This is a genomic window from Bradyrhizobium frederickii (assembly GCF_004570865.1).
In the GTDB taxonomy this organism is placed as follows: domain Bacteria; phylum Pseudomonadota; class Alphaproteobacteria; order Rhizobiales; family Xanthobacteraceae; genus Bradyrhizobium; species Bradyrhizobium frederickii.
The window spans coordinates 233,805-257,021 of record NZ_SPQS01000001.1; the positions used below are offsets into that span (position 1 = coordinate 233,805).

The window sequence follows — 23,217 nt, forward strand, 5'->3', positions numbered from 1 at the left end:
GCTCAAGAGAGCTCGATCGGAACACCGCGTCCACTGAGCTCTTCGTCGAGGCGCAAATAGTGCGCGAGATAGTCGTGCAGCGCGGTGGCCGCCTTCGAGGTCGCGCCGCTGGACTTGTAGAGCAGCAGTTCGACCTTCGGCAGCGGCGGCAGGCCTTCGTTAAGGCCGATCTCTCGCATCGCCGGCACCAGCGCGCTACGGCCGAGCACGGTCACGGCCATACCGGCAAAGGCGGCAGCCTGCAATCCGCCCACGCTTTCGCTGACGCAGGCGATGCGCCAGCGCAGGTTCGCGCGCTCCAAAGTATCGATCGCATAGTCGCGATAGATGTTGCCCGGTGGTAGCAGGGCGAGCGGGATGGGCCTCTCCTGATACGCGGCAGATTGCTCGCCGGTCATCCAGACGAGCTGTTCGCGCCGCACCACCTGTCCACCGGTGAAATCGTTCATGCGGGTGACAAGGGCGATGTCGACATCGCCGCGTTTTACCAGGCCGACCAGAGGGGTGGACAACGCACAGTTGAGTTCGACCTGGATGCGCGGAAAGGACTTACGGAACACGCTCAGAATCGACGGCAGCATGAAGGCTGCATAGAGGTCAGGCGTGCCAAGCACGACCTGACCCTCGATCTCCTGCGACGCGAGTTGCGAGATCAATTCGTCATGCAACCGCAGGATGGATTTGGCGTAGGTCAGAACCATGGAGCCATCCTCGGTCAGCGTCAGCCGACGTCCCCCGTGCAGGAAGAGCTGCTTGGCTGTCAGTTCCTCCAGGCGCTGTAGCTGCAGGGTGATTGCCGGCTGGGTGCGGCCCAGCCGGCGTGCCGTCTCCGTGATGCTGCCGGTCTCGACGACCGAGATCAATGACCGAAGCATGCGGATGTCGAGACTGATAAGGTTCATGAGGCGCCCGTTTCGCCCAGAATTTATGCAATTTCCATGCTAGCGCCCGGCGAGGACACCGCATGCGAACGCGCATGCCCTCACGAACAGGCGGATCTTGGCCGAGGGCATGTTGCGGCGGGACGGCGGTTCTGTCCACGCCATGCGGCATCATTCGATTTGCGCGATGGGCCGATCAGCTCGGGCTGGCCGAGCCCACCGTTGCGGCTATCCGGTGCGCGTCACGACAGAGCAGGTCGTGAGGGGGCGGCACACAGCCGATGCAATGATGACATCGTGCCGCTGTTTTGCCCGACGAGGCAAAGGGATGAATTACGCAATTTGTCTTCAGAAATTTGCCTTTTGAAACAAGGGCATTCTGCTTTGCATGGGGTTGTTTTCGCGGTTTTCGTTCAGCGTGATTGATGACCGAGTTGTGTGCTCTTAGTTTGTCGGCCCGTCGCCGCGGATGGCAAAGGTGATGGCCTTCAGCTTGGTCATGCCGAACTTGTCGAACAGCTTGTCATAGGTGCCGTCGGCGCGGATCGCGGTTAGTGCGTCGGCGACGGCCTGGGCGAGCAGCTTGTCGCGGAAGGCGAAGGTGATGTCGGTGCCGGCGATGTCGCGGACCCAGATCTTTGCGATGCCCTTCTGCTCCAGCGAGTTGGCGGTCTCGTTGATGTTGAGCGCGGCTTCGAGCTGGCCGGCACGCAGCGCCGCCGAGGTCGCGGTCACCGTGGCGAAGGTGCGCAGCTCGACCGGCTTGAGGCCCTTGGCTTCCATCGCAGTGCTGAATTCGCGGGCCTTGCGCTCGGTGTAGGTCGCCGATTCCACGCCCACGACGCGGCCGGCGAGATCCTCGAACTTCTCCAGCTTCAGGCTGGAGGATGGATCGGTGTAGATGCTGATCGCTTGCTGCGCGTAAGGCACAAGGTAAAGCATCTTGGAGCGCTCCTCCGTCCAGAACAGGCCGGTGTTGATGGCATCGAAGCGGCCGGAGCGGAGTGCCGGGATCATCGGCGGGAAGTCCATGCGGAGGAACACCGGTTCGACGCAGATGCGCTTGGCGATCTCCCTGGCAAGTTCGACATTGAGCCCTTGCAGCTCGCCCTTGTCGTCGACGAATTGCTGTGGCGGCAGCGTCGGGTTGATCGACATCTGCCATTTCGGCGCCTCGATCAGGCTCGATGCCGGCACTTTCGGCGTGCAGGTCTGGGCGCCGGCCGCCTGGGCCAGGCCGACCAGAAGAGCGAGCGCGGAGAAGATCTTTGGAAATCGCATCTGAATACTCCGATCAAATCGTGGGTGGCTCGGTCCGAATTCTTCTTCATTGTCTCGTCATGTGGCGGCCGTCGCGTCGGCTTGCCGGGTCAGGATCAGCGAAACGTGGCGGGCCGCGGTCACCACCTCGTCGCGCTGGTTAAGGAGATCGAGCGTCTCGACGACGATGCCGCGCGCGGGATTTTTGGTCCGGTGTTTCTCGACGAAGCGGAAACGGACACGCACGGTATCGCCGGCGAGGATGGGACCTCTGAACTTCACCTCGTCCCAGCCGAGCGAGGCCACCGAGGTCTCCTCGTACAGCTTCAGCTCCGACTTCAGCCCTTCCATCAGCGACAGGCCGAACAGGCCGTGGCCGATCACGGCGGGAAAGCCACGCGACCTCGCGTAAGCTGAATCGACGTGAAGCGGGTGGTGATCGCGTGTGACGTCGGCAAAGGCCGCGATGTCGGCTTCCGTCACTGTGTGCACGGCGGTCTCGAACTCCGCGCCGAGCGCGATGTCCTCATAGTGGAGATTGGTCGATGCGGAGGTGTCCATGGGTATGTCCTCAGGCGACCTTGCGCGGTCGCGCTGGCAGGGCTTTGAAACTTTGCGCGATCCCCATCGGTCCGGAGCGGAAGATGCGCGGGTCCATGTCCTTCAATTGCGGGCTGATGCGCGGCCTGAAGCCCATATGGGCGAGGATATCCTCTTCCAGCCGAACGCCCGGCGCGATCTCGGTGAGCGTCACGCTGCCGTTCTCGAGCTCGAACACGGCGCGCTCGGTCACGTAGCTCACCTGCTGGCCTCGCTGCGCCGCGAGTGACGCACTGAAGCTGATCTGGCCGACCTGCGAAACGAACTTGCGGAACGCACCGTCGCGCCGGATCGCGAGGCGACCGTTCTCGACGCCGATGTCGAACTTTCCGCCGGTCATGGTGCCGCTGAAGATCAGGCGCTTGGCGTTCTGGGTGATGTCGATGAAGCCGCCGGAGCCGTCGCGGCGCTCGCCGAAGCGGGTGACGTTGACGTTGCCCGCCTCGTCGACCTCGGCGAAGGAGAGGAAGGCGCAGGACAGTCCGCCGCCATCGTAGAAGTCGAACTGATAAGCCTGATCGAGGATGACGCGCGGATTGATCGCTGTGCCGAACTCCCGGGCGTGACCGGGTACGCCGCCGACCACACCGGACTCCACCGTCAGCGTGATCAGGTCGGAGATGCCTTCCTCGGCCGCGACATTGGGGATCATCGCGGAAATGCCGACACCGAGATTGACGACGTCACGCGGGCGCAATTCGAAGGCAGCGCGGCGGGCGATCACCCGCCGTTCGGTCAGCGGATCGGGCGTGATCATCGCCTCCGGCACGCGCGTCTCGCCGCAGCGCGCGGGATCGTAAATCGTGCCGTAGGTCTGCATCTGCTCGGGCTCGAGCACGACGTGGTCGATCAGGAAGCCAGGGATCTTCACCATCTGCGGATGGATCGATCCGCGCTTCACGATGCGCTTGACCTGGCAGATCACGGTGCCGCCGGCATTGTGCACAGCTTGCGCGATCGAGAGATCCTCGCGCGTGGTGCCCTCGTGCTCCATGCTGATGTAACCATCTTCATCTGCGGAGGTGCCGCGGATGATGGCAACGTCAGGCGGACCAGGGACGCGGTAGAGCAGCCACGACTGGCCGTGCAGCTCGAGCAGGTCGACGAGCGGCGCGGTGGTGCGCTTGTTCATGCGCCCGCCATCCTGGCGCGGGTCCATGTAGGTGTTGAGGCCGACATGGGTGAGCACGCCGGGATGTTTGGCGGCCATGGCACGGCAGAGCTGGCTCATCACGCCTTGCGGGAAATTGTAGGCGTCGATCAGCTCGTCACGAACGAGGCGCATGAACGGCACCTGCAGGCCGAAATTACCGCCGATCACGCGCGCGATCAGGCCTTCATGGGCCAGATGACAGAGACCCTTCTCGGTCACGGCGCCGATACCGGTGATGTTGATCAGCGTCAGATTGTGCGGGCCCTGGCCGCCGAGAAAACGCCGTTCCAGCGCGTCGAGGATGGCCTCGGCAGCGCCCGTGCCGCCATTACCGCCGACGATCAGCGTATCGGTGTCGCGGATGAGACCGGCGGCCTCTGCCGCAGTGATGATGCTCAGCATGAGTGCGCTTCCCGCATCACGCGGCCTCCTTCTCGACCTGGCGGGCGATGATCAAGCGCTGGATCTGGTTGGTACCCTCGTAGATCTGGGCGAGGCGGACATCGCGGAAGATGCGCTCGATGCGGTACTCGCGCGAATAGCCGTTGCCGCCGTGGATTTGCAGCGCGTTCGAGACGTGCTTCATCGCCATGTCGGTGGTAAACAGCTTGGCCTGCGCCGCCTCCTTGGCGATCGGCTCGCCGGCATCGTGCAGGCGCGCGGCGTGGTGGATCAAAAGGCGCGCGGCGGCGATGTCGGTCGACATGTCCGCGAGCATGAACTGCACCGCCTGGAAGCCGATGATGGCCTGGCCGAACTGCTTGCGGTCCTTTGCGTATGCGGTGGCATCCTCGAACGCAGCCTGCGCCATGCCGAGCGCCATCGAGGCCATCATCAGCCGGCTGAAGTTGAAATTGCTCATGGCCATCTTGAAGGCCTGGTTCTCCGGACCCATCACGCTGTCGGCCGGCAGCCGCACGTCGGAGAACGTGATCTGGCAGTCGTCGAGGCCATGCATGCCGAGCAGCTCCTCGTTCTTGCCGCGGGCGATGCCGGGCAGGGCGCCGTCCACGAGAAGACAGGAGATGGCGCGTTGGCCAGCATCCGCGCCGGTGCGCGCGAACACCATGATGCGATCGGCGACGCCGCCGAGAGTCACCCAGGCCTTGGTGCCGTTGAGCCGCCAGCCATTGCCCTCGCGCACCGCGCTGGTGCGGATGCCCGCGACGTCGGAGCCGTGGTCGGGTTCGGAGACCGCGGTGGCGGGAATGATGTCGCCGCTCAGGATCTTCGGGATCAGCGCCTTATGCGCGTCGGTGCCATGATGATCGAAGAACAGCACAGCCTCGACGGGGATCGCGAAGGCGTTGGCGACTGCGCCGGAGCAGCGCGCCAGCTCCTCCATCGCGATGCAGGCAGCGACCGCATCGAGACCGGCGCCGCCCGCGCCTTCGCGCAGACAGATGCCGAACAGGCCGAGATCGGCCATGCCCTTGTAGAGCGTGCGATCGAAGCGGTCCTCGCGGTCGATCGCTGCGGCGCGGGGCAGAATCTCCGCTTCGGCGAAGCGCCGGGCGGTCTCGCGCAGGGCTTTCTGGTCTTGGCTGTAGAAGCGGTCCATGGGTGCGGCTCCCGTCAGTCGCTGGCGAGCTTGGAATCGTGGGAGACTTCGCTGCGGTCGCGATCGAGGAAATAGACCGCGACGTCGTCGCCCGGCACGCCATAGGCGCTACACACGCCGCGGGTCAGCGCGATGGCGGCCGCGCGCCGCTCGGCCTCACTGCGGCGGAAGGCGTGGACCTTGAGCAGGATGCGCTGGCCGGTGGCCTGAGCGCCGAACGTGCCGGCGTGGGCGTAGTCATCAGGCGCAATGGGCAGGAAATAGAGCGTGACCGTATCAGCGGTGACGCCGAAGGCCGACATCAGGCCGTCGGTCACGGACCGCGCCAGCGCCGCCTTGCGCTGGGAGGGAGCTTGCGGGGCGAGCACTTCGACGTAGGGCATCGATCAGGCCTTCGCGGATTTGGCCGCAGATGATTTGGATGAAGACGATTTGGGCTTCGCCGATCTCGCAGGGGCCGGAGTGTCGACCTGACGGCAAGAGTCTCGCTTGATCAGCCGGGCGCCGACGCGATACTCGCGAACACCCTCACTGCCATTGCCTTTGGCGTCCATGCGATGCAGCAGCCGGTCGACGGCGAGATTGGCAAGGTCCCGTGCGCCGTTGTCGACGATGCTGATGGCCGGGCGATGCCATTCGAACCACGGCATGTCCTCGTAGCAGAGCAGCGAGAGATCATCGGGAATGGCGATGTTCCGTTCCGCGGTGACGCGCAGCACGCCGAGCGTCGCTTCGTGATTGGCGACGAAGATCGCGCTCGGCGGGCGGGAAAGGTCGAGCAGCTTGCGGCAGCAGCTCGCGCCGGTCTCGGGCACGTAGTGGCCGGCATGAATCAATGTGTCGTCCCTGGCGATGCCGGCCTCACGCAGCGCGCGGACATAACCGGACAGCCGTTCGCGGCCGGACGTCGTGTCCTGGCGGCCGACGATCAGCCCGATGCGCGTGTGCCCGAGCTCGATCAGATGACGCGTGCCCAGATAAGCGCCCTGCGGATCGTCGGCGAGCACAGTCTCGAGATCGGTCGCGTCATCGCGCCGCACCAGGCAGACGATGGGCACGTCCTTCGCAAGTGTCTTGAGCTGCGCGCCATTTTTGCCCGTGGGCACCACGATCAGCCCGTCGATGCGGTGGTCGACCAGCGTGGTGAGGGTGTCGCTCTCCTGCTGCGGGTCGTCGCCGCCGATGCACAGGAGCATCTGATAACCCAGCGCCTTCAGGCGTGCCTGCACCACTTCGGCCATCACCTGGAACGAGGCGTTGGTGAGATTGTGGACGAGAAGAGCCACGAGCCGCGACTGCCCGGTCTTGAGGCCCCGTGCGATCGGGTTCGGCCGATAGCCGAGCTCGCGCGCGATGCGCACCAGGCGCTGCTGCGTACGATCGCTGGTCAGGCCGGTTCCCGTTAGCGCTCGCGAAGCGGTGCTGACTGAAACACGAGCCGCCTGTGCCACATCTTTGAGCGTGACGCTCATCCAACCTGCCGATAAACTGCAAACGATTGCAGAAACGCTATGAGCTTATTCTACGCGGATCAAGCTCAAAAAATGGATGGTGTTGCCCAATGCAGAGCCATTTATGCAAACGATTGCATAAATCGTGCGGATATTCCGCAGGCGGCGGTCATCGCTTGAATTCACCCGAGCACCCGGCAGTTCCCTGATGAAGGCGTTCCGCGGCACCTACACCGTCATGATCACCCCGTTTACGGCAGCGGGCGAGGTCGATGTTGCGGCATTGCGCGCCTTCGTCGATTGGCAGATCACGGAGGGCATTCACGGACTGATCCCGCTTGGCTCGACCGGCGAGTTCCTGTCCATGGAGGATGACGAGAAGGCGCTGGTGGCAGAGGTCGTCATCACCCAGGCGGCGGGGCGCGTGCCCGTGCTGATCGGTACTGGTGCGGAGGATACGCGTGAGGTGGTGCGTCTCAGTCGCCGTGCCGAAAAACTGGGCGCCGACGGTGTGATGATCATCCCGCCGTTCTATTCGACGCCGACCGACGACGAGCTTGTCCATCACTACAGGACGGTGGCCGACGCGATCGCGCTGCCGATCATGGTCTACAACAATCCGGCAACCGCCAATGTCGATCTCAAGCCACAGCTCGTGGCTCGGATCGCCGAGATCGACAACTGTCTCTATATCAAGGAGTCGACGCTGGAGGTGACGCGCGTGCGCGACATCATCCGCCTCTGCGGCGACAGGATGACGGTGTTCGGCGGCATCCTCGGCTTCGAATCCTTCGTCGAGGGCGCGCAGGGCTGGGTGGCCGTGGCCTCCAACGTGGTCCCGGCGGAAATGTCCCGCATCTTCAGCCTTGTCGCTGACCACGGCGCGATCAAGGAAGCGCGCGAGCTCTATCTCAAATACCTGCCGGTGATCGAATTCGTCGGCGGCCAGGCCTATGTCGCGGGCAGCAAGGCGCTGCTCAGTCATATGGGCTTTGCAGCCGGCAATCCGCGCCCGCCGCGGCTGCCGCTGCCTGCCGCGCAGGATGCGGTCGCGCGCGCTTTGGTCAAGACGTTCGATCTGGCGTGGCGCGGCGCGCCGGGTGCTGCTGCTTAATTGGGTGTGAACGGATGAACCTGCTCGACGGCGTCAAGATCCTCAGCTTCAATCATTATCTTGCGGGCCCGTTGGCCGCGCAGACGCTCGCCGATCTCGGCGCCGACGTCATCGCGGTCGAGCCGATCGAGGGTGCGTTTCAGCGCAACTGGGCGGTCGCCAACCATTTCGTCGCAGGCGACAGCGTCAATCATCTGGCGACCGGCCGAAACAAGCGCAGTCTCGCCGTCGATCTCAAGCATCCCGATGGCATTGCCGCGGTAAAGAAGCTGGTCGCGACGGCCGATGTCGTGATGGAGAATTTCCGCCCCGGCACCATGGCCAAGCTCGGTCTCGGTTACGAGACGCTCAAGGCGATCAACCCGGGCTTGATCTATGCCGTGGCGACCGGCTTCGGATCGGGGGGGCCGTACAGGGATCGTCCCGGCCAGGACCTCTTGCTCCAGGCGATGTCGGGCCTTGCGATGCGGACGGGGCGGGCGGACGGTGAGCCGACGGCGGTCGGCGCTGTCATCGTCGATCAGCACGCCGCCTCGCTCTATGCCATGAGCATCCTTGCAGCGCTGTTTGCTAGAACCAAGACCGGGAAGGGCCAACTCGTCGAGGTCAACCTCTATCAGGCTGCGCTCGATCTCCAGGTCGAGCCGCTGACCGCCTGGCTCAACGGCGCGCCGTCGCCGACCTCGCGCGGCCCGGCCGGCATCGCAGCGTGGTTCAGCCCGGGGCCTTACGGAATTCATGCGACGGCCGACGGTCATCTCGCGATCTCGATGGCCGCACCCAAGGCGCTCGCAGTGGGGCTCGACTGCGAGGAGTTGGAGCAGTTCGGGGAGGCCGACAGTTTCTCGAAACGCGAGGAGATCACGCGGATCGTTGCTGGCAGGCTGAAACAGAAGTCGACCGCCGATTGGTTGCCTTCGCTTGAAGCGGCGCGGATCTGGCACGCGCCAGTGCAGGACTATCGTGACCTCGAGACCGATCCCCAGCTCAACCATCTCGGCGTGTTCAAGAGCGCCGAGAGCGCAGGGGGCGCGCCGATCCGGATGGTCGCGCATCCCGCCCGCTACGACGGCCAGACGCCGGAGGTGCGGCTGGTGCCGCAACGGCTGGGTGCGCAGACGCGGGAGGTGCTTGGCGAGATCGGCTACGGTGCCGCGGAGATCGACGCGATGGTCGCCGGCAAGGCCGTGGGAGTGGCGCGATGATCGATTTTTCTGTCCCCGAGGAGACGCGCCTCCTGGTCGACACCGTCCGCCGTTTCGTCGAGACGGAGGTGCAGCCGCTCGAAGACGTCGTGGAGCAGACGGCTACGGTGCCGGCCGAGGCGCTGGCCGTCACCAAGGCCAAGGCGCAGAAGCTCGGCCTCTACGCCATGAACATGCCGGCGGATGTCGGCGGCGGCGGGCTGTCCTGCGTGGAGCATTGCCTGGTCGAGGAAGAGTTCGGCAAGACCTCCGACGCGCTGATTCGCCGCGTGTTCGGCCAGGTCATCCGATGCTGATGGCCTGCAAGGGCGATCAGGTCGAGCGCTACCTGCTGCCCACGGTGAAGGGCGACAAGATCTGCGCCATGGCGATCACCGAGCCGGGCGCCGGCTCCGATGCCGCGTCGATCAGCACGAGGGCGCATCTCGATGGCGACGAATGGGTGCTCAACGGCACCAAGCATTTCATCAGCGATGGCGACATCGCCGACTATGTGATCCTGATGGCGCTGACCGACAAGGACAAGCGCGCCCGCGGCGGCATCACGCTGTTCCTGGTCGACCGCGGCACGCCCGGCTTCAAGGTCGCACGCACCCAGCCGATGATGGGCCATCGCGGCTATGGCCATGCCGAGCTGAGCTTCGAGGATTGCCGCATCCCGAAAGCGGCCGTGCTCGGCGAGGTCGGCGCCGGCTTCAAGCTGATCATGCAGAGCGTGCTGCAGATCCGGCTCGCCCATATCGGCGCCCGCGCCGTCGGCATGGCGCAGCGCGCGCTGGAGATGATGCGCAGGCATGCCGGCGAGCGGCGTCAGTTCGGCCAGCTGATCGGCGAGTTCCAGATGGTGCAGAAGCTGATCGCCGATTCCGCCACCGAGATCTTCGGCGTCAAGATGATGGTGATGAACGCTGCCTGGGACATCGATCAGGGCCGGGACGCGCGCGACAAGGTCTCGATGATTAAGGTCGCGGCGTCCGAGATGCAGGGCCGCGTCGTCGACCGCGCCATCCAGGTGTTCGGCGGCATGGGGTTCAGCAAGGACCTGCCGCTGGAGCGGATGTATCGCGATGCGCGCGTCACCCGCATCTATGACGGCACCTCGGAAATCCACCGCATGCTGGTTGCGCGCAGCACCATCAAGAACGGCTTGCAGCTCTAGGGAAGCGATCGATGTCTCACGCACCTCTCAAGCCCGGCGCTGCCTTCGCCTTCCGCAAGACCATGACGGTCGCCGAGCAGGCGATGTTCACCGGCATCAGCGGCAATCTCGGCGGTCTCTATGTCGATGCCGTCCGAGCCAAAAAGGCGGGCGCCTCCAACATGGTCGCGTTCGAGCTCGCGGTCGGCGGCCTCGCCACCACCTGCCTCAGCCAGCTCGGCGGGCCGACACGGCGGATCGGCAGCATTGCGCTGAACTTTGCCGCGCCCGTGATTGTCGGCGATTCCGTCGAGGCAAGGGCCGAGATCGTCTCGGTTGCAGGCGACGAGGCGACCTGTCGCGTCACCTGCACGCTGTCGCCCTCCGGCGCGACGGTGATCGACGGCACCGCAACGCTCGTTCCCTTCGCACGGGGCTGAGCCATGTACGAGCCGAAGTCCTTCGACGATCTCAAGGTGAATGACAGGGTCAGCCTGAGCAAGACCATCACCGAGGCGGATGGTGCGCTCTACATCGCCGCGACCGGCGATTTCGGCCCGGTCCATGTCGACGAGGTCTATGCCGGCGCGACGCGTTTTGGCCGCAGGCTGGCGCCGGGGATCATGGTCGCGGGCCTCTGTACCAGCATTCTCACCAGCGAGTTGGTCGGCACCATCGGCGTGTCGGTGGAGGACCGGTTCTGGTTCACCGGTCCCGTGTTCTACGGCGACACGCTCACCTTCGATGTCTGGATCGCCGAGCAGCGCGACGAGACCCGCACGATCATTTGGGAAGCCAGCGCGCGCAACGAGGGCGGCCTCGAAGTGCTGAAGGCACGGGCGAGCCTGAAATTCCCGCGGCGGAAACCGTCATGAGCAAGCCGATGAAGAAACCGGATTTGCGCGGCGTCACGGTCGCGACCGTACTGCCCTTCAGAGGCGACAGTTCGATCGACTGGGACGGCTACGCCCGCGTGCTGGACTATTGCGCGTGCCCGGACGGCATCGCGGCGGTGTTCGTCAACGGCCATGCCGGCGAGGGCGGATCGCTTTCGGACGACGAACGTCAGGCGGTGATCGAGCGGACGCGCAGGCGGATCGGCGGCAAGCCGCTATTGGCCGGCATCATCGCGCATTCCACGGCGGAAGCGATCCACCAGGCGCAGCTCGCGGAAGCTGCCGGCGCCGATTGCGCCGTGTTGTTTCCGCCGGCGCCGCTCGGCGGCGGTGCATCGGTGACCTCGCGCGCACCGGTGGCCTTCGTGCAGGCGGTCAGCTCCGCCATCGGCATTCCCGTGTCGATCTTCCAATATCCACTCGCGTCCGGCTTCGGTTATTCGCCGGAGACGCTGGCGAAGATCGCAGCCCTCGACAGCGTCATCGCCATCAAGGAGGGCAGCGACACCATGCTGGCCTATGACGAGAACCGGCGAGCGGTGAAGCAGGCCGATCCCTCTGTCGCGATCCTGCCGTCGAACTTCAACTGGTTCCTGCCGCAGCTGGCCGTCGGTGGCGACGGCATACTCTCGGGTCTCGTCAGTCTTGCACCGCATCTGTTCGCAGAACTTTGGCAGGCCGCGCTGGCCGACGATCTCAAGGCGATGCGCGCCGTCAACGAGCGGCTCTACCCGATCGTCCGCGCGGTCTATGGCCCTGCACCGATCATGGACATGCACACGCGCATGAAGGTCGGGCTGAAGGCGCTCGGCCTGATCCGCAACGCCGATCCACGGCCGCCGCTGCTGCCTGTGCTTCCGGCGTTGTGCGACGCCATTGCAACGACAGTCGGCGCGGAGCGCGCGGCCGGCAATATTCGCGTGGCATGAGGAACGAGCTCATGCCGGACCAAGCCTTCATCCACATCGTGCGGGTCGACATCGATCCTGAGCACGAGGCTGCGTTCAACGCCTGGTACGAGCAGAAGCATTTTCCCGATCTGCTCGCTTGTCCCGGCTGGCTCTCGGCCGAGCGCTTCGTCTCGGTGGGCGACGGGCCGAAATATGCCGCCATGTACGAGGTCGCGGGCAGGTGGGCATTCGAGACGCCGGAGTTCCTGAAGGTGAAGGGCTTTGGTCCGTTCGAATCCCTGGTGAAGAACTTCATGCGCATCCAGCTCAGGCCGATGTCGGGACCGGCTTGAGCAGATCGAAGACGATGCTGCCTGCCGTGTCGCGAGATCCGGCCGACCGCATCCACGAAATGTCGAGGGGAATCCCGGGGCGAGGAACTGCATCGATCATTGGCGTCTTACTGGAGGTAATACATGGTCTCGACACTGCTTCGCTTGGGTGCCGCTGCCGCACTCGTTCTTTCATCGGCTGCTGCACATGCCGCCTGCACGCCCGCGATCGCCGACAGCGATCTGATCGCACCGGGCAAGCTGCAGCTCTCGATCAATCCGACCAATCCGCCGCAGCAATTCGTCGACAAGGACGGCCAGTTGCAGGGCCTCAACGTGGAACTGGCCGCCGAGCTCGGCAAGCGGTTGTGTCTTCCGGTCGAACTCGTCCGGATGGATTTTCCGGCCATGATTCCTGCCTTGGGCGCAGCGCGCATCGACGGCGTCAATACCGGCATGTTCTGGACCGAGGAACGCTCGAAGCTGATGTACATGGTGCCATACGCCATTCAGGCGATCTCGGTCGTGGTCGCACCCGACAGCGGCACAAAAATTGCTACCGAAAACGACCTGATCGGAAAATCATCCGCGGTCGAAGTCAGCAGCTACCAGATGAACTGGCTCAAGAAACTCAGCGATGCGAGCGTGGCGAAGGGTGGCGCAGCCGTCGAGATGCGCACGTTCCCGACCGCGACCAACGTCGTCAGCGCGCTTCTTGCGGGGCAGGTGGACAACGCGCTGCTGGTCGACAGCGTAGCGCGTGATCTAGTAGGCCGCGGTCGCGTCAAGGAAGTCCTGAGCGGGCTCGGCATGGCCAGGACCACGCTCGGTTTCCGCAACAAGACGGTGGCCGATACCGTCGTCAAGGCGCTGAACGCGATGCGGGCCGACGGCTTTTATCAGGCGCTGTTCGACAAGTTCGGCCTGACCGCCATGCCGGCCGATCAGCCGCTTGCGATCGCCGGCCCCGGTCCGGCCTGAGATACGGAGACGAGCCGATGAGCCATTTCAGTCCGACGGCCGCCGTCAACTACTTCTTCAACTACTTCCTGATGAAGGGTGTGCTGGTCACCATCGGCCTGACGGTGGCGGCTGTCATCGGCGGATTGATCCTCGGCATGGGCATCGCGTTGATGCGCATGTCGTCCAACCCGGTGCTGTCAGGCTTCTCGCGCTTCTACATCTGGTTCTTCCGCGGCACGCCGCTGCTGATCCAGCTCGTGGTGATCTACAGCGGCTTGCCGCAGCTCGGGATCAAGTTCTCCGTGATCACCTGCGCGCTGGTCGGGCTCATCCTCAACGAGGCGGCCTATCTCGCCGAGATCGTGCGCAGCGGCTTCATGGCGGTGTCGGCGGGGCAGCGCGAAGCGGCCTGGGCGCTCAGCCTATCGCCCTGGGTGACATTCCGCCGCGTGACCCTGCCGCAGGCGTTCCGGCTGATGATCCCGCCGCTCGGCAACTCCATCAATTCGCTCTTGAAGGCGACGTCGCTCGCCTCGGTGATCTCGGTCGAGGAGCTCATGCGTCGCAGCGACATGCTGATGCAGGAGCATTTCCAGATTCTCGAAGTCTACGCGGCGGCCACGGCCTATTACCTGATCCTCACTTCGGTCTGGGATGCGGTTCAGCGCCGGCTGGAGAAGCATTTTGGTCGGTCGAATGCTGCGAAGACGAGGCGGGTCGCGGCGAGCGCGCCGGTTGCGCAAGCAGGCGTGGGGGCCCGCGCATGAGCGAGATGTCAATGAATACGGCCAGCGGTGCCGATGGCGCAGCGGCGCAGCCGCAGCTTCGTGAGGTGCCAGCGGTTCGCATGGAGGCCGTCTACAAGCATTATGGCGATTTCACCGCGTTGAACGAGGTCGATCTCAAGGTCGCCAGGGGCGAGAAGATCGTGGTCTGCGGTCCCTCCGGTTCGGGCAAGTCGACGCTCATTCGCTGCATCAACCATATCGAGAAGCACGATGAGGGCCTGATCTACGTCAATGGCATCGAGCTCGATCATCAGCGCAAGAACATCGACGCGGTCAGACGCGACACCGGCATGGTGTTCCAGAGCTTTAATCTGTTTCCGCATATGACGGTGCTGGAGAACTGCATCCTGGCGCCGATGACCGTGAGTGGGATGAGCGAGGCGGAGGCAAAGGACCTCGCCATGCATTTCCTCACCAAGGTCCGGATTCCCGACCAGGCCGAGAAATTCCCCGGGCAGCTCTCGGGTGGCCAGCAGCAGCGCGTCGCCATCGCACGCGCGCTGTGCATGCGGCCGAAGATCATGCTGTTCGACGAGCCGACCTCCGCGCTCGACCCCGAGATGGTCAAGGAAGTGCTGGAGACCATGAAGAAGCTGGCGGAAGAGGGCATGACCATGTTGTGCGTGACCCACGAGATGGGCTTTGCCCGCGAGGTCGCCGACCGCATCGTGTTCATGAACGAAGGGAAGGTGGTCGAGCAGGCCGCGCCGGAGGAGTTCTTCAAGAATCCAAAGTCCGAGCGTGCCAGGACCTTCCTCGACCAGATCATCCACTAGGTAGCGATGTCGGGGTTGCAGACATTCGGCGATCGCCTGCGCGGCATCCATGCCGCCACAATCGTGCCGATGACGCCCGATTTTGCGATTGACGATGCGAAGCTCGTAGCGCATCTCGCTTCGGTCGCGTCCACGCCGGGCATCAATGGGCTCCTGGTCAACGGCCACGCCGGGGAGAATTTTGTGCTGTCGCTGGCCGAGAAACGGCGCGTGGTGGAGCTGGCGCGTGAGCACGCGCCGAAGAACTGCCTGATCGTCTCCGGCGTCAATCACGAATCCAGCCTGGAGGCCGCGCGCGAGGCGACCGCACTGGAACAGGCCGGCGCCGACGGGCTTCTTGTGTTTCCTCCGAACAGCTGGGCGCTCGGTCATTCCGACGACTGTGTCATCGAGCATCACCGCCATATCCGCGATGCCACGACCGTGCCGTTGATGCTCTACGCCGCGCCCGTTGGTGCGGGGGCCATGGCTTATGTGCCGTCGCTGCTGGAACGGCTCGTCGCGGATTCTCGCTTTGTCGCGATCAAGGAGGGCAGTTGGGAGGTCGCAACTTATGAGCAGAACCTGAGGCTGATCCGCAAGCTACGCCCTGAGTTCGTCGTGCTTGGCTCCGGCGACGAGCATTTGCTGACGAGCTATCTCGTCGGCTCGGCCGGTAGCCAAGTCAGCCTTGCCTGCGTCGTGCCGGAGCTTGTCGTTACTCTCTGGAACGCGGCGGAGGCCGGCGACTGGGAGCAGGCGCGTGCGGCGCACGCGAAGCTTTATCCGCTTGCGGTCGCGATCTACCGCGATGCGCCCGGGGGACGGGCAACAGTGCGGCTCAAGGCCTGCCTGAAGCTGCTCGCGCGTCTTTCATGCGATGCAGTACGACCGCCGCAGCCACCGGTGACACCAGGCGAGTTGCAGGCGCTCCAACAGGCACTGCGGATCGCCGGAGCGCTCTAGGCCTCGGCGGGCAACCTCGACGCCGGCGTTGACCTGTTGATCGCAAACGAAACGGTCACGTCCGAGCAGTTCGCGCCATTGCTCGGCAAGCGCAGCGGAGAAAGCAAGCCGGTCGCCGCGTGACGGCGCCAGGCGCCGTGATCGCGCAGCTTGGTCTGCGCTGTCAGATGACATGCGACGGCATCAAGCCCCTGTCATGATACCGCCAGAACAGGCGGGCGCTTCTGGGACCCCTGCCTGATTTTTCCAGGTTTGATCCGGGTCAAGATTTGACCCCGCTGGCTCATTATGATGCGGTTTTCCAGGTCGCTGCGGCCGCCCCCGAGCCTCGGCAGCTCCCATTTTTCCGGGACGATGACGTCAACCGAGCCGCGTGTGGAACGCGGAAATGAGTTCATGCCCACATACTATTTCGACATGAAGGACGGCGTGCCCGTCCGGGATAGATCCGGACTGGACCTTGTCAGCGACGGTGCCGCCATCGCGCACAGCAAGAACCTGGCCGACCGGATCCGCCGGGAGAAGCCGAAGGGCCATCCCGACCTTCGCATCATGGGCGGGGCAATGATCGCGCCGATCTCGGTTGCCTGCAGCATGCTGCGCAAATGGCCGAGATGCAGCGGGCTCTCGCGGACCAGCAACACCAGCGGGCGCCGCTCCTTGAGCTGCACGTCGGCCGCGCGCGTCAGGAGGTTGTCGAGCTGCCCCCAGGCGATGGCCGAGAGCGTACGGATCGAGCAGGGGGCGACGATCATGCCCGCGACCGGATACGAGCCGCTGGCGATCGCGGCGCCGACGTCCGAATGAGGATGATGGCGGAAGGCGATCGCGCGCAGCCGCGCCAGCGCATCGCTCCCCACTTCCTCGCTCAGCGTACGCTCGGCCGCGGGCGAGACCACGAGGTGCACCGCATAGTGCGGATTGTCCGCCAGCAGCTCGACGATACGCATGCCGATCGCGGCGCCCGAGGCGCCGCTGATGCCGACGATGAGGCCTTGCCGCTTGCTCATGTGAGAACCGGCGCGCGCACGGGCATGCCGGAAAGGCCGAGATTCGACCACATCGCATCGACACGGGCGATCACGGCGGGATCCATGGTCAGCGGAACGCCCCATTCGCGATCCATCTCGGGGGGAATCTTGGTAGTGGCGTCGATGCCGAGCTTGCCGCCGAGCCCCGATTTCGGCGAGGCGAAGTCGAGATAGTCGATCGGCGTATCGGTCAGGGTCACGAGATCGCGCGAGGCGTCGCTGCGCGTCGAGACCGCCCACATCACGGCCTGCCAGTCGCGGACGTCGATGTCGTCGTCGACCACGATCAGGAGCTTGGTGTAGCTGAACTGCGGCAGGATCGACCACAGGCCGAGCATCAGCCGCCGCGCCTGGCCGGGATAGCGCTTCTTGATCGCCGCGACCGCGATGCGATAGGAGCAGGCCTCCGGCGGCAGCCAGCAGTCGGTCACCTCGGGGAATTGCTGACGGATCAGCGGCACGAACAGGCGATTGAGCGCCTCGCCGATCCGCGACGGCTCGTCCGGCGCCCGGCCCGTGAAGGTCGAGAGATAGACGGGCTGCCGCCTGTTGGTGATCGCGGTCACGCGCATCACGGGAAATTCCTCGACGGAATTGTAATACCCGGTGTGATCGCCATACGGACCCTCGGGCGCGGTCTCGGTGGCGGAGACGAAGCCCTCGATGACGATTTCGGCCTCGGCCGGGATCGCGAGCGGGACGGTGAGGCATGGCGCGAGGTCGGGCCGTTCGCCGCGCAGGATTCCGGCGAAGCGCAGCTCCGACATGGTCTCGGGCAGCGGCAGCACCGCGGCCAGGATGGTGGCTGGATCGGCTCCGATGACGATCGCGACCGGCATATCGCGCCCGACCGCCTTCCATTGCTGGTGATGGCGGGCGCCGCCGCGATGCGCAAGCCAGCGGATGATGGCGCGGTCGCGACCGAGCACCTGCATGCGGTAGACGCCCACATTCTCCTCCTGGTCGGCCGTGGCGGAGTCCGGCGGCACGGTGATCACGAGCGGCCAGGTGATCAGCGGCGCCGGCTCGCCGGGCCAGCAGATCTGCACCGGCAATCTCGCGAGATCGATGTCGGGGCCCATCGCGACGCAATCCTGCACCGGGGCAGCCGCGCGCGTGCGCGGGCGCGTCGCCAGCGCGGCGCGGGCGAGCGGAAGCTTGCCGAAGGCTTCCCTGATGCTGTTCGGCGGTCGCGGCGCGCGCAACTCGGCCATCAGCTGGCCGAGCTCTTCAAGGCGGTCGGGCGCGATCCCCATGCCCCACGCGATCCGCTCGACCGTTCCAAACAGATTGGCGAGGAGCGGCATCTCCGAGGGGCGGCCGTCGGCCTTGACGGGCTGCTCGAACAATAATGCCGGTCCGTGTGCCCCGAGCACACGCCGGTGGATTTCCGTGATCTCGTGGACGACGGAGACCTTCTCGCGAACGCGTCGCAACTGCCCCCGGCTTTCGATGAAGCGCAGGAAGTCGGCCAGGTCGCGAAAGCGCGGCACATCACGTTGCAACTGAAGCAGCTCCCAAAAAATCACAGCTAGCGGGCCTGTTTTTGGTCTTCATTGTTCCGGCTCAAATACAGCGGCGTGCAATCCGTCCAGATGTGACGCCATGAATGACCCGTCCGCCGCATCGTCCGGCCCGTTGCCGACGATTCCGCCGCTTGTCGCATTGGCCATGCGTCCGCTGCCTCTGCTGCCGTTGCAGCTCGCTCTCGGCGCTGTCCTGCGGGGCATCCACCGGCGCAACCCTGCAATATTCGACCGGCTGGGCGCGCACGCCCGCGCGCGGTTCGGCATCAGGCCGATCGATCTGCCCTTTGCCTTCGTGGTCGAGGCGAAGCCGCCGCGCCTGTCCGTCGTGCGCGAGCTGCCGAAGGGTCTGGATGCGCGCATCTCGGCCTCGCTCGCCAATCTGCTGGCCCTGCTCGAGGGCAGGGTCGATGGCGATGCCTTGATGTTCTCGCGCGAGCTCGTGGTCGAGGGCGATGTCGAGGCGGTGCTGGCGCTGCGCAATGCGATCGACGACGCCCAGCTCGATCTCGCCATTGAACTGTCCTCGCTGTTCGGCCCGCTGGGCGCGCCGGCGCGGCGCGCCTTCGAGGCCGCCCGGGGTCACGTGATCGGCTCATCGGGGCAAAGCGAGCAATCGAGATGATGGAACTGATCTGTCCCGCCGGGACGCCGGCGGCGCTGAAGAGCGCCATCGATGCCGGCGCCGACGCGATCTATTGCGGCTTCAACGACGAGACCAACGCGCGCAACTTTCCGGGGCTGAATTTCAGCCGCGACGAGCTGCGTAAGGCAATCGCGCTGGCGCATGGTCGCGGCGCGAAGATCCTGGTGGCCATCAACACCTTTCCGCGCGCCGCCGCCGTCGACATCTGGCATCGCGCCGTGGACGATGCGGTGAGTGCTGGAGCCGATGCACTGATCCTCGCCGACATCGGGTTGATGGACTACACGGCGCGGCGCCATCCGAACCAGCGTTTGCACGTCTCGGTTCAGGCCGCGGCCGCGAATCCGGATGCCATCGCCTTCTATGCCGAAAATTTCGGGGCGCGGCGCGTCGTGCTGCCGCGTGTCCTGAGCGTGCCGGAGATCGCCGAGATCACCCGGGAGTCGGCCTGCGAGACCGAGGTCTTCGTGTTCGGCGGCCTCTGCGTGATGGCCGAGGGGCGCTGCTCGCTGTCGTCCTATGCCACCGGCAAATCGCCGAACATGCAGGGCGTCTGCTCGCCGCCGAGCCATGTGACCTACGAACAGACCGCGGAGGGGACCAAGTCCAGCCTCGGCGGCTTCACCATCAACCGGTTCGGGACGAGCGAGCCCGCCGGCTATCCGACGCTGTGCAAGGGCCGTTTTTCGACCGCACAGGGCGCTGGTTACATTTTCGAAGATCCCGTCAGCCTGGACGCCACGACCCTGCTCAGGGGTTTGCGCGATGCCGGCGTGACCGCGCTCAAGATCGAGGGCCGCCAGCGCGGCCGCGCCTATGTCGAAAGCGTGGTGCGCCATTTCCGCCATGCGCTTGCGGCGCTCGAGAGCGGCAGCGAGACGGACATTGCGGGCCTGAAGCCGTTCACCGAAGGACAGGCCTCCACGCTCGGCGCCTATCGCAAGACCTGGCGTTGATCTTCTCGAATATGTGAGATCCAGCGATGCAGCTCAGCCTCGGTCCAGTTCTGTACAATTGGGCGCCGGAACGCTGGCGCGACTTCTATTTCCGTATCGCCGACGAAGCGCCGGTCGACGTCGTATCGGTCGGCGAGGTCGTCTGCTCGAAACGGTCGCCGTTCATCGCCGACCACATCCCGGCCGTGGTCGAACGGCTGCAGAAGGCAGGCAAGCAGGTGCTGCTGGGCTCGCTGATCCTGGTCTCGCTGCGGCGCGAGCGCCGCCAGACCGAAGAGCTCGCTTCGGCCGAAGGCGTGCTGGTCGAGGTGAACGATCTGACCTGTCTCAGGGCGCTCGCAGGCCGGCCGCATGCCATCGGGCCCTTCGTCAACATCTACAACGAGGCGAGCGCGGCCTTTCACGCCGCGCAGGGGGCGGAGCGCATCTGCCTGCCGCCCGAGTTGCCGCTGGTCTCGGTGGCGGCGATCGCGAAGGCCGTTCCCGATGTCACGATCGAGCTGTTCGCGTTCGGCAGGGTGCCGCTGGCGATCTCCGCCCGCTGCTATCATGCGCGCCTTCACAAGCTCGCCAAGGATAATTGCCGCTTCGTCTGTGAGAAGGATCCGGATGGTCTGATTCTGAACACGCTGGAGCAGCAGGATTTTCTGACCATCAACGGCGTGCAGACCCTGTCTCACACCTGCGCCAATCTGCTTGGGGAGGCCGGCCTGTTGCGCGAGAGCAATGTCGGCTCGCTGCGCCTGTCGCCGCAGGATTGCGACATGGTCGCCGTCGCCAGGACCTTTCGCGACGTGCTCGACGGTCGCGACGATGTCGACGGCGGCAACCGCCGGCTTGCGGCGGCCTATCCTGGTGTGCCGTTTTCGAATGGGTTCCTGTGGGCGGAGCCGGGTCACCTCTATCGTCAGGCCCGATCGGGGGATGCGCACGGCCCGGTGTCGCAGATCGGGGCCGTCTAATCCGGATAGAGCTAGGGCTTCGTCCGGATAATCCCAGGAAATCGCCAGGAAATCGCCAGGAACAGTTTCGGCGGCGCTCCGTTAGCGCAGCAAACTTCCCGGGAGTTGTCCATGACCGATTATCCAAAGCCTCCCTATCCACCGCAGCAGCAACCGATGCCTGGTTCGACGCGGGCGATGCGGCCTCGGCCGGACCACGGCGAGGAAAGTTACAAGGGCGCCGGACGCCTGGCCGGAAAAAAGGCGCTGATCACCGGCGGCGACAGCGGCATCGGCCGTGCGGTCGCGATCGCCTATGCGCGTGAAGGTGCCGACATCGTCATCTCTTATCTGAACGAGGACGAGGATGCGGCCGAGGTCAAGGCGCTGGTGGAGCGGGAGAGACGCAAGGTCGTCCTGATCCCCGGCGATATCAGCAATCCCGATCACTGCCGGTCGGTCGTGCGTCGCACTGTGGAGGAGCTCGGCGGCATCGATATCCTGGTCAACAATGCGGCGCATCAGGCCACGTTCAAGGACATCGCCGACATCAGCGACGAAGAATGGCAGCGCACGTTCGCGACCAACATCCACGCCATGTTCTATCTGACCAAGGCGGCCGTCCCTCATATGCGGCCGGGCGCTGCGATCATCAACACGGCGTCGGTGAACTCGGACATGCCAAACCCAACGCTGCTGGCTTACGCCACGACCAAGGGCGCCATTCAGAATTTTACGGGTGGGCTTGCCCAGATGCTGGCCGAGAAGGGCATTCGGGTCAACGCGGTGGCCCCGGGTCCGATCTGGACGCCGCTGATCCCGTCGACCATGTCGGAGGAAAGGGTCAAGAACTTCGGCAAGCAGGTCCCGATGCAGCGCGCCGGCCAGCCGGCCGAGCTCGCAACCGCCTATGTCATGCTGGCCGATCCGCTCTCGAGCTACACTTCGGGAGCGACGCTCGCCGTCACCGGCGGGAAGCCGTTCATCTGATCGAACGCGCCTGGAGCGTGTTGAGATCTGAGCGCACGCCTCGTCCTTCGAGACGACCGCTTCGCGGCCTCCTCAGGATGAAGCTAAGCAGCATTCGTGCTTGTCGAAACGATTGCCGCGCCACCCAGTCTTCATCATGAGGGCCGCCAACGGCGGGCGTCTCGAAGAATGGCCACAGGCGAGATCGCCTCATACGCACTAGCCCTGCGGCGCGCGGGGCATGTTTCGCATTCCGCTCTAGCAGGATCGTGGCGGCGCCGGAGGCCGGGGCCGCCACGTCCGTCTCGGCAAATCGATCAGGCGGCGTTGGACGCCTTGGCGTTGACGCCCTTGCGCAGCGCCACCGTGTTCAGCTTGGTGTTGGCCGCCTTCTCCTCGTTCAAATTGGTCGTGAGGAAGCGCACGATGTCGTCGTGGCCGAGCTCTTCTGCCCAGGCGATCAGCGTGCCGTAGCGGCATATTTCGTAGTGCTCCACAGCCTGCGCGTTGGCGACGATCGCGGCGTCGAGCACGGCCTTGTCCTCGATCTCACCGGCGGTCGCGTCGGCTTCCTCGATGAGGCCGTCGATGGCCGGACATTGCGTGCCGCTGGGCTCCTTGCCGAGCTTGGCGAACACTTTGTCGAGCCGTTCGACCTGCTTGTTGGTCTCGTCCAGATGCGCCTTCAGGCCGGCGGCGAGATCCCTGTTGGTCGCCTTGTCGATCATCTTCGGCAGCGCTTTCAGGATCTGCTGCTCCGCGTAGTAGATGTCCTGCAGCCCGTGCAGCAGCAGGTCTTCCATCGATTTGATGTCCTTGGTGAAGAAACCCATAAATGACGCCTCCTTTTCACAATGATGGCAGTGGAACGCTCCACGGCGGCAGCTGTTCCATTCCGTGTCCAGACCAGGAGGGCCGAATGAACGATGGAATTGATCATCTTGCGGGCTTGCTCGGACGCGCGGCGATGGACGTTTGGGGCGACATGCCTCGCGACATCCAGGAAGCGCTGTTCGAGACCGCCATGAAGGGACGCGAGACCGAGCGCGAGGATCTCGCCCGGCTGCTGCACGAGCGGCATCCGCGCACGCTTCATCCGGCTCGGCCGGGATGATGCAGGAAAACGGAACGATCGTGCGGGCTCATGATTGGTAAAACTGAGTGACGTGTCGCCGAATGGCTTCTGAATCAGGCC

The 23,217-nt window shown here is 64.8% G+C and carries 28 protein-coding genes and 1 pseudogene; 19 read left to right on the forward strand and 10 right to left on the reverse strand.

Annotation, left to right across the window (positions count from 1 at the left end):
* Window positions 1-2: 2 nt before the first annotated feature.
* Entirely contained in the window at window positions 3-902 is a 900-nt protein-coding gene (locus E4K64_RS01035) for a LysR substrate-binding domain-containing protein (protein ID WP_126255490.1), read from the reverse strand.
* A gap of 30 nt (window positions 903-932) precedes the next feature.
* Here E4K64_RS01035 and E4K64_RS41020 point away from each other — a divergent pair, with 30 nt between their 5' ends.
* Window positions 933-1,307 (forward strand): Rieske 2Fe-2S domain-containing protein, encoded by a 375-nt coding sequence (locus E4K64_RS41020; RefSeq protein ID WP_488225965.1) that lies wholly within the window; start codon window positions 933-935, stop codon window positions 1,305-1,307.
* Window positions 1,308-1,325: 18 nt separating this feature from the next.
* Here E4K64_RS41020 and E4K64_RS01045 read toward each other — a convergent pair whose 3' ends face one another.
* The 6 genes from E4K64_RS01045 to E4K64_RS01070 are packed head-to-tail and all read right to left on the reverse strand — an operon-like array spanning window position 1,326 to window position 6,927.
* Entirely contained in the window at window positions 1,326-2,162 is an 837-nt protein-coding gene (locus tag E4K64_RS01045; protein WP_135161758.1) for an ABC transporter substrate-binding protein, read from the reverse strand.
* A 57-nt stretch (window positions 2,163-2,219) separates the two neighbouring features.
* Window positions 2,220-2,702 (reverse strand): MaoC family dehydratase, encoded by a 483-nt coding sequence (locus E4K64_RS01050; RefSeq protein ID WP_126255492.1) that lies wholly within the window; start codon window positions 2,700-2,702, stop codon window positions 2,220-2,222.
* Window positions 2,703-2,712: 10 nt separating this feature from the next.
* The gene (locus tag E4K64_RS01055; RefSeq protein WP_135161759.1) at window positions 2,713-4,296 is read right to left on the reverse strand and encodes an acyl CoA:acetate/3-ketoacid CoA transferase; all 1,584 of its coding nucleotides are present in this window, start codon (window positions 4,294-4,296) and stop codon (window positions 2,713-2,715) included.
* Between the two features lie 16 nt (window positions 4,297-4,312).
* Window positions 4,313-5,455 (reverse strand): acyl-CoA dehydrogenase family protein, encoded by a 1,143-nt coding sequence (locus E4K64_RS01060; RefSeq protein WP_135161760.1) that lies wholly within the window; start codon window positions 5,453-5,455, stop codon window positions 4,313-4,315.
* 14 nt (window positions 5,456-5,469) lie between these two features.
* Entirely contained in the window at window positions 5,470-5,838 is a 369-nt protein-coding gene (locus tag E4K64_RS01065; protein WP_135161761.1) for a tautomerase family protein, read from the reverse strand.
* A 3-nt stretch (window positions 5,839-5,841) separates the two neighbouring features.
* Window positions 5,842-6,927 (reverse strand): LacI family DNA-binding transcriptional regulator, encoded by a 1,086-nt coding sequence (locus tag E4K64_RS01070; RefSeq protein WP_135161762.1) that lies wholly within the window; start codon window positions 6,925-6,927, stop codon window positions 5,842-5,844.
* 184 nt (window positions 6,928-7,111) lie between these two features.
* Here E4K64_RS01070 and dapA point away from each other — a divergent pair, with 184 nt between their 5' ends.
* From dapA to E4K64_RS41845, 13 genes and pseudogenes are all read left to right on the forward strand, one after another.
* Complete coding sequence (gene dapA, locus E4K64_RS01075) at window positions 7,112-8,020, forward strand: 4-hydroxy-tetrahydrodipicolinate synthase (RefSeq protein WP_167771773.1); 909 nt, start codon at window positions 7,112-7,114, stop codon at window positions 8,018-8,020.
* A 14-nt stretch (window positions 8,021-8,034) separates the two neighbouring features.
* Entirely contained in the window at window positions 8,035-9,225 is a 1,191-nt protein-coding gene (locus tag E4K64_RS01080) for a CaiB/BaiF CoA transferase family protein (RefSeq protein WP_135161764.1), read from the forward strand.
* On the forward strand, window positions 9,222-9,521 hold the full coding sequence (locus E4K64_RS41025; protein WP_235884461.1) for an acyl-CoA dehydrogenase family protein: 300 nt from the start codon (window positions 9,222-9,224) through the stop codon (window positions 9,519-9,521). Before E4K64_RS01080 ends, E4K64_RS41025 begins: the two co-directional genes overlap by 4 nt.
* Complete coding sequence (locus E4K64_RS01085) at window positions 9,515-10,384, forward strand: acyl-CoA dehydrogenase family protein (RefSeq protein WP_235884462.1); 870 nt, start codon at window positions 9,515-9,517, stop codon at window positions 10,382-10,384. The genes E4K64_RS41025 and E4K64_RS01085 overlap by 7 nt, the downstream gene beginning before the upstream one ends.
* A gap of 11 nt (window positions 10,385-10,395) precedes the next feature.
* Window positions 10,396-10,803 carry a MaoC/PaaZ C-terminal domain-containing protein gene (locus E4K64_RS01090; protein ID WP_135161765.1) on the forward strand — a complete coding sequence of 136 codons (408 nt, stop codon included), beginning with the start codon at window positions 10,396-10,398 and terminating at the stop codon, window positions 10,801-10,803.
* Window positions 10,804-10,806: 3 nt separating this feature from the next.
* Window positions 10,807-11,238: a MaoC family dehydratase gene (locus tag E4K64_RS01095; protein WP_135161766.1), complete on the forward strand. Its 432-nt coding sequence runs from the start codon at window positions 10,807-10,809 to the stop codon at window positions 11,236-11,238.
* Window positions 11,235-12,188 carry a dihydrodipicolinate synthase family protein gene (locus E4K64_RS01100; protein WP_135161767.1) on the forward strand — a complete coding sequence of 318 codons (954 nt, stop codon included), beginning with the start codon at window positions 11,235-11,237 and terminating at the stop codon, window positions 12,186-12,188. The genes E4K64_RS01095 and E4K64_RS01100 overlap by 4 nt, the downstream gene beginning before the upstream one ends.
* 11 nt (window positions 12,189-12,199) lie before the next feature.
* A complete protein-coding gene (locus E4K64_RS01105) occupies window positions 12,200-12,502 on the forward strand; it encodes a DUF4286 family protein (protein WP_235884466.1) in 303 nt (100 codons plus the stop codon).
* Between the two features lie 123 nt (window positions 12,503-12,625).
* Window positions 12,626-13,462, forward strand: coding sequence for an ABC transporter substrate-binding protein (locus E4K64_RS01110; protein WP_135161769.1), 837 nt, complete (start codon window positions 12,626-12,628; stop codon window positions 13,460-13,462).
* 17 nt (window positions 13,463-13,479) lie between these two features.
* The gene (locus E4K64_RS01115) at window positions 13,480-14,211 is read left to right on the forward strand and encodes an amino acid ABC transporter permease (protein WP_135161770.1); all 732 of its coding nucleotides are present in this window, start codon (window positions 13,480-13,482) and stop codon (window positions 14,209-14,211) included.
* Window positions 14,208-15,008, forward strand: a complete 801-nt coding sequence (locus E4K64_RS01120) for an amino acid ABC transporter ATP-binding protein (protein WP_135161771.1) — start codon at window positions 14,208-14,210, stop codon at window positions 15,006-15,008. Before E4K64_RS01115 ends, E4K64_RS01120 begins: the two co-directional genes overlap by 4 nt.
* Before the next feature lie 6 nt (window positions 15,009-15,014).
* The gene (locus E4K64_RS01125; protein WP_135161772.1) at window positions 15,015-15,953 is read left to right on the forward strand and encodes a dihydrodipicolinate synthase family protein; all 939 of its coding nucleotides are present in this window, start codon (window positions 15,015-15,017) and stop codon (window positions 15,951-15,953) included.
* A gap of 291 nt (window positions 15,954-16,244) precedes the next feature.
* Window positions 16,245-16,436 (forward strand): annotated as a pseudogene (locus E4K64_RS41845) (hypothetical protein); the annotation flags it as partial.
* Here the strand turns inward: E4K64_RS41845 and E4K64_RS01130 are convergent.
* Both E4K64_RS01130 and E4K64_RS01135 read right to left on the reverse strand, forming a co-directional pair.
* On the reverse strand, window positions 16,361-16,963 hold the full coding sequence (locus E4K64_RS01130) for a UbiX family flavin prenyltransferase (RefSeq protein ID WP_167771732.1): 603 nt from the start codon (window positions 16,961-16,963) through the stop codon (window positions 16,361-16,363). The pseudogene E4K64_RS41845 and the gene E4K64_RS01130 overlap by 76 nt on opposite strands.
* Window positions 16,960-18,489, reverse strand: coding sequence for a UbiD family decarboxylase (locus E4K64_RS01135; protein WP_167771733.1), 1,530 nt, complete (start codon window positions 18,487-18,489; stop codon window positions 16,960-16,962). The genes E4K64_RS01130 and E4K64_RS01135 overlap by 4 nt, the downstream gene beginning before the upstream one ends.
* Window positions 18,490-18,589: 100 nt before the next feature.
* On the opposite strand from E4K64_RS01135, the gene ubiT reads away from it, so the two are divergent.
* From ubiT to E4K64_RS01155, 4 genes are all read left to right on the forward strand, one after another.
* Window positions 18,590-19,135, forward strand: a complete 546-nt coding sequence (ubiT, locus tag E4K64_RS01140; protein WP_135161774.1) for a ubiquinone anaerobic biosynthesis accessory factor UbiT — start codon at window positions 18,590-18,592, stop codon at window positions 19,133-19,135.
* Window positions 19,135-20,112 (forward strand): ubiquinone anaerobic biosynthesis protein UbiU, encoded by a 978-nt coding sequence (gene ubiU / locus E4K64_RS01145; protein ID WP_167771774.1) that lies wholly within the window; start codon window positions 19,135-19,137, stop codon window positions 20,110-20,112. The genes ubiT and ubiU overlap by 1 nt, the downstream gene beginning before the upstream one ends.
* Before the next feature lie 26 nt (window positions 20,113-20,138).
* Window positions 20,139-21,074, forward strand: a complete 936-nt coding sequence (gene ubiV, locus E4K64_RS01150) for a ubiquinone anaerobic biosynthesis protein UbiV (protein WP_135161776.1) — start codon at window positions 20,139-20,141, stop codon at window positions 21,072-21,074.
* 111 nt (window positions 21,075-21,185) lie between these two features.
* On the forward strand, window positions 21,186-22,043 hold the full coding sequence (locus tag E4K64_RS01155) for an SDR family oxidoreductase (protein ID WP_135161777.1): 858 nt from the start codon (window positions 21,186-21,188) through the stop codon (window positions 22,041-22,043).
* A 296-nt stretch (window positions 22,044-22,339) separates the two neighbouring features.
* Here E4K64_RS01155 and E4K64_RS01160 read toward each other — a convergent pair whose 3' ends face one another.
* Entirely contained in the window at window positions 22,340-22,855 is a 516-nt protein-coding gene (locus E4K64_RS01160) for a YciE/YciF ferroxidase family protein (protein WP_018318057.1), read from the reverse strand.
* A gap of 86 nt (window positions 22,856-22,941) precedes the next feature.
* Here E4K64_RS01160 and E4K64_RS01165 point away from each other — a divergent pair, with 86 nt between their 5' ends.
* Complete coding sequence (locus tag E4K64_RS01165; RefSeq protein ID WP_135161778.1) at window positions 22,942-23,136, forward strand: hypothetical protein; 195 nt, start codon at window positions 22,942-22,944, stop codon at window positions 23,134-23,136.
* The last annotated feature ends 81 nt before the right edge of the window (window positions 23,137-23,217 follow it).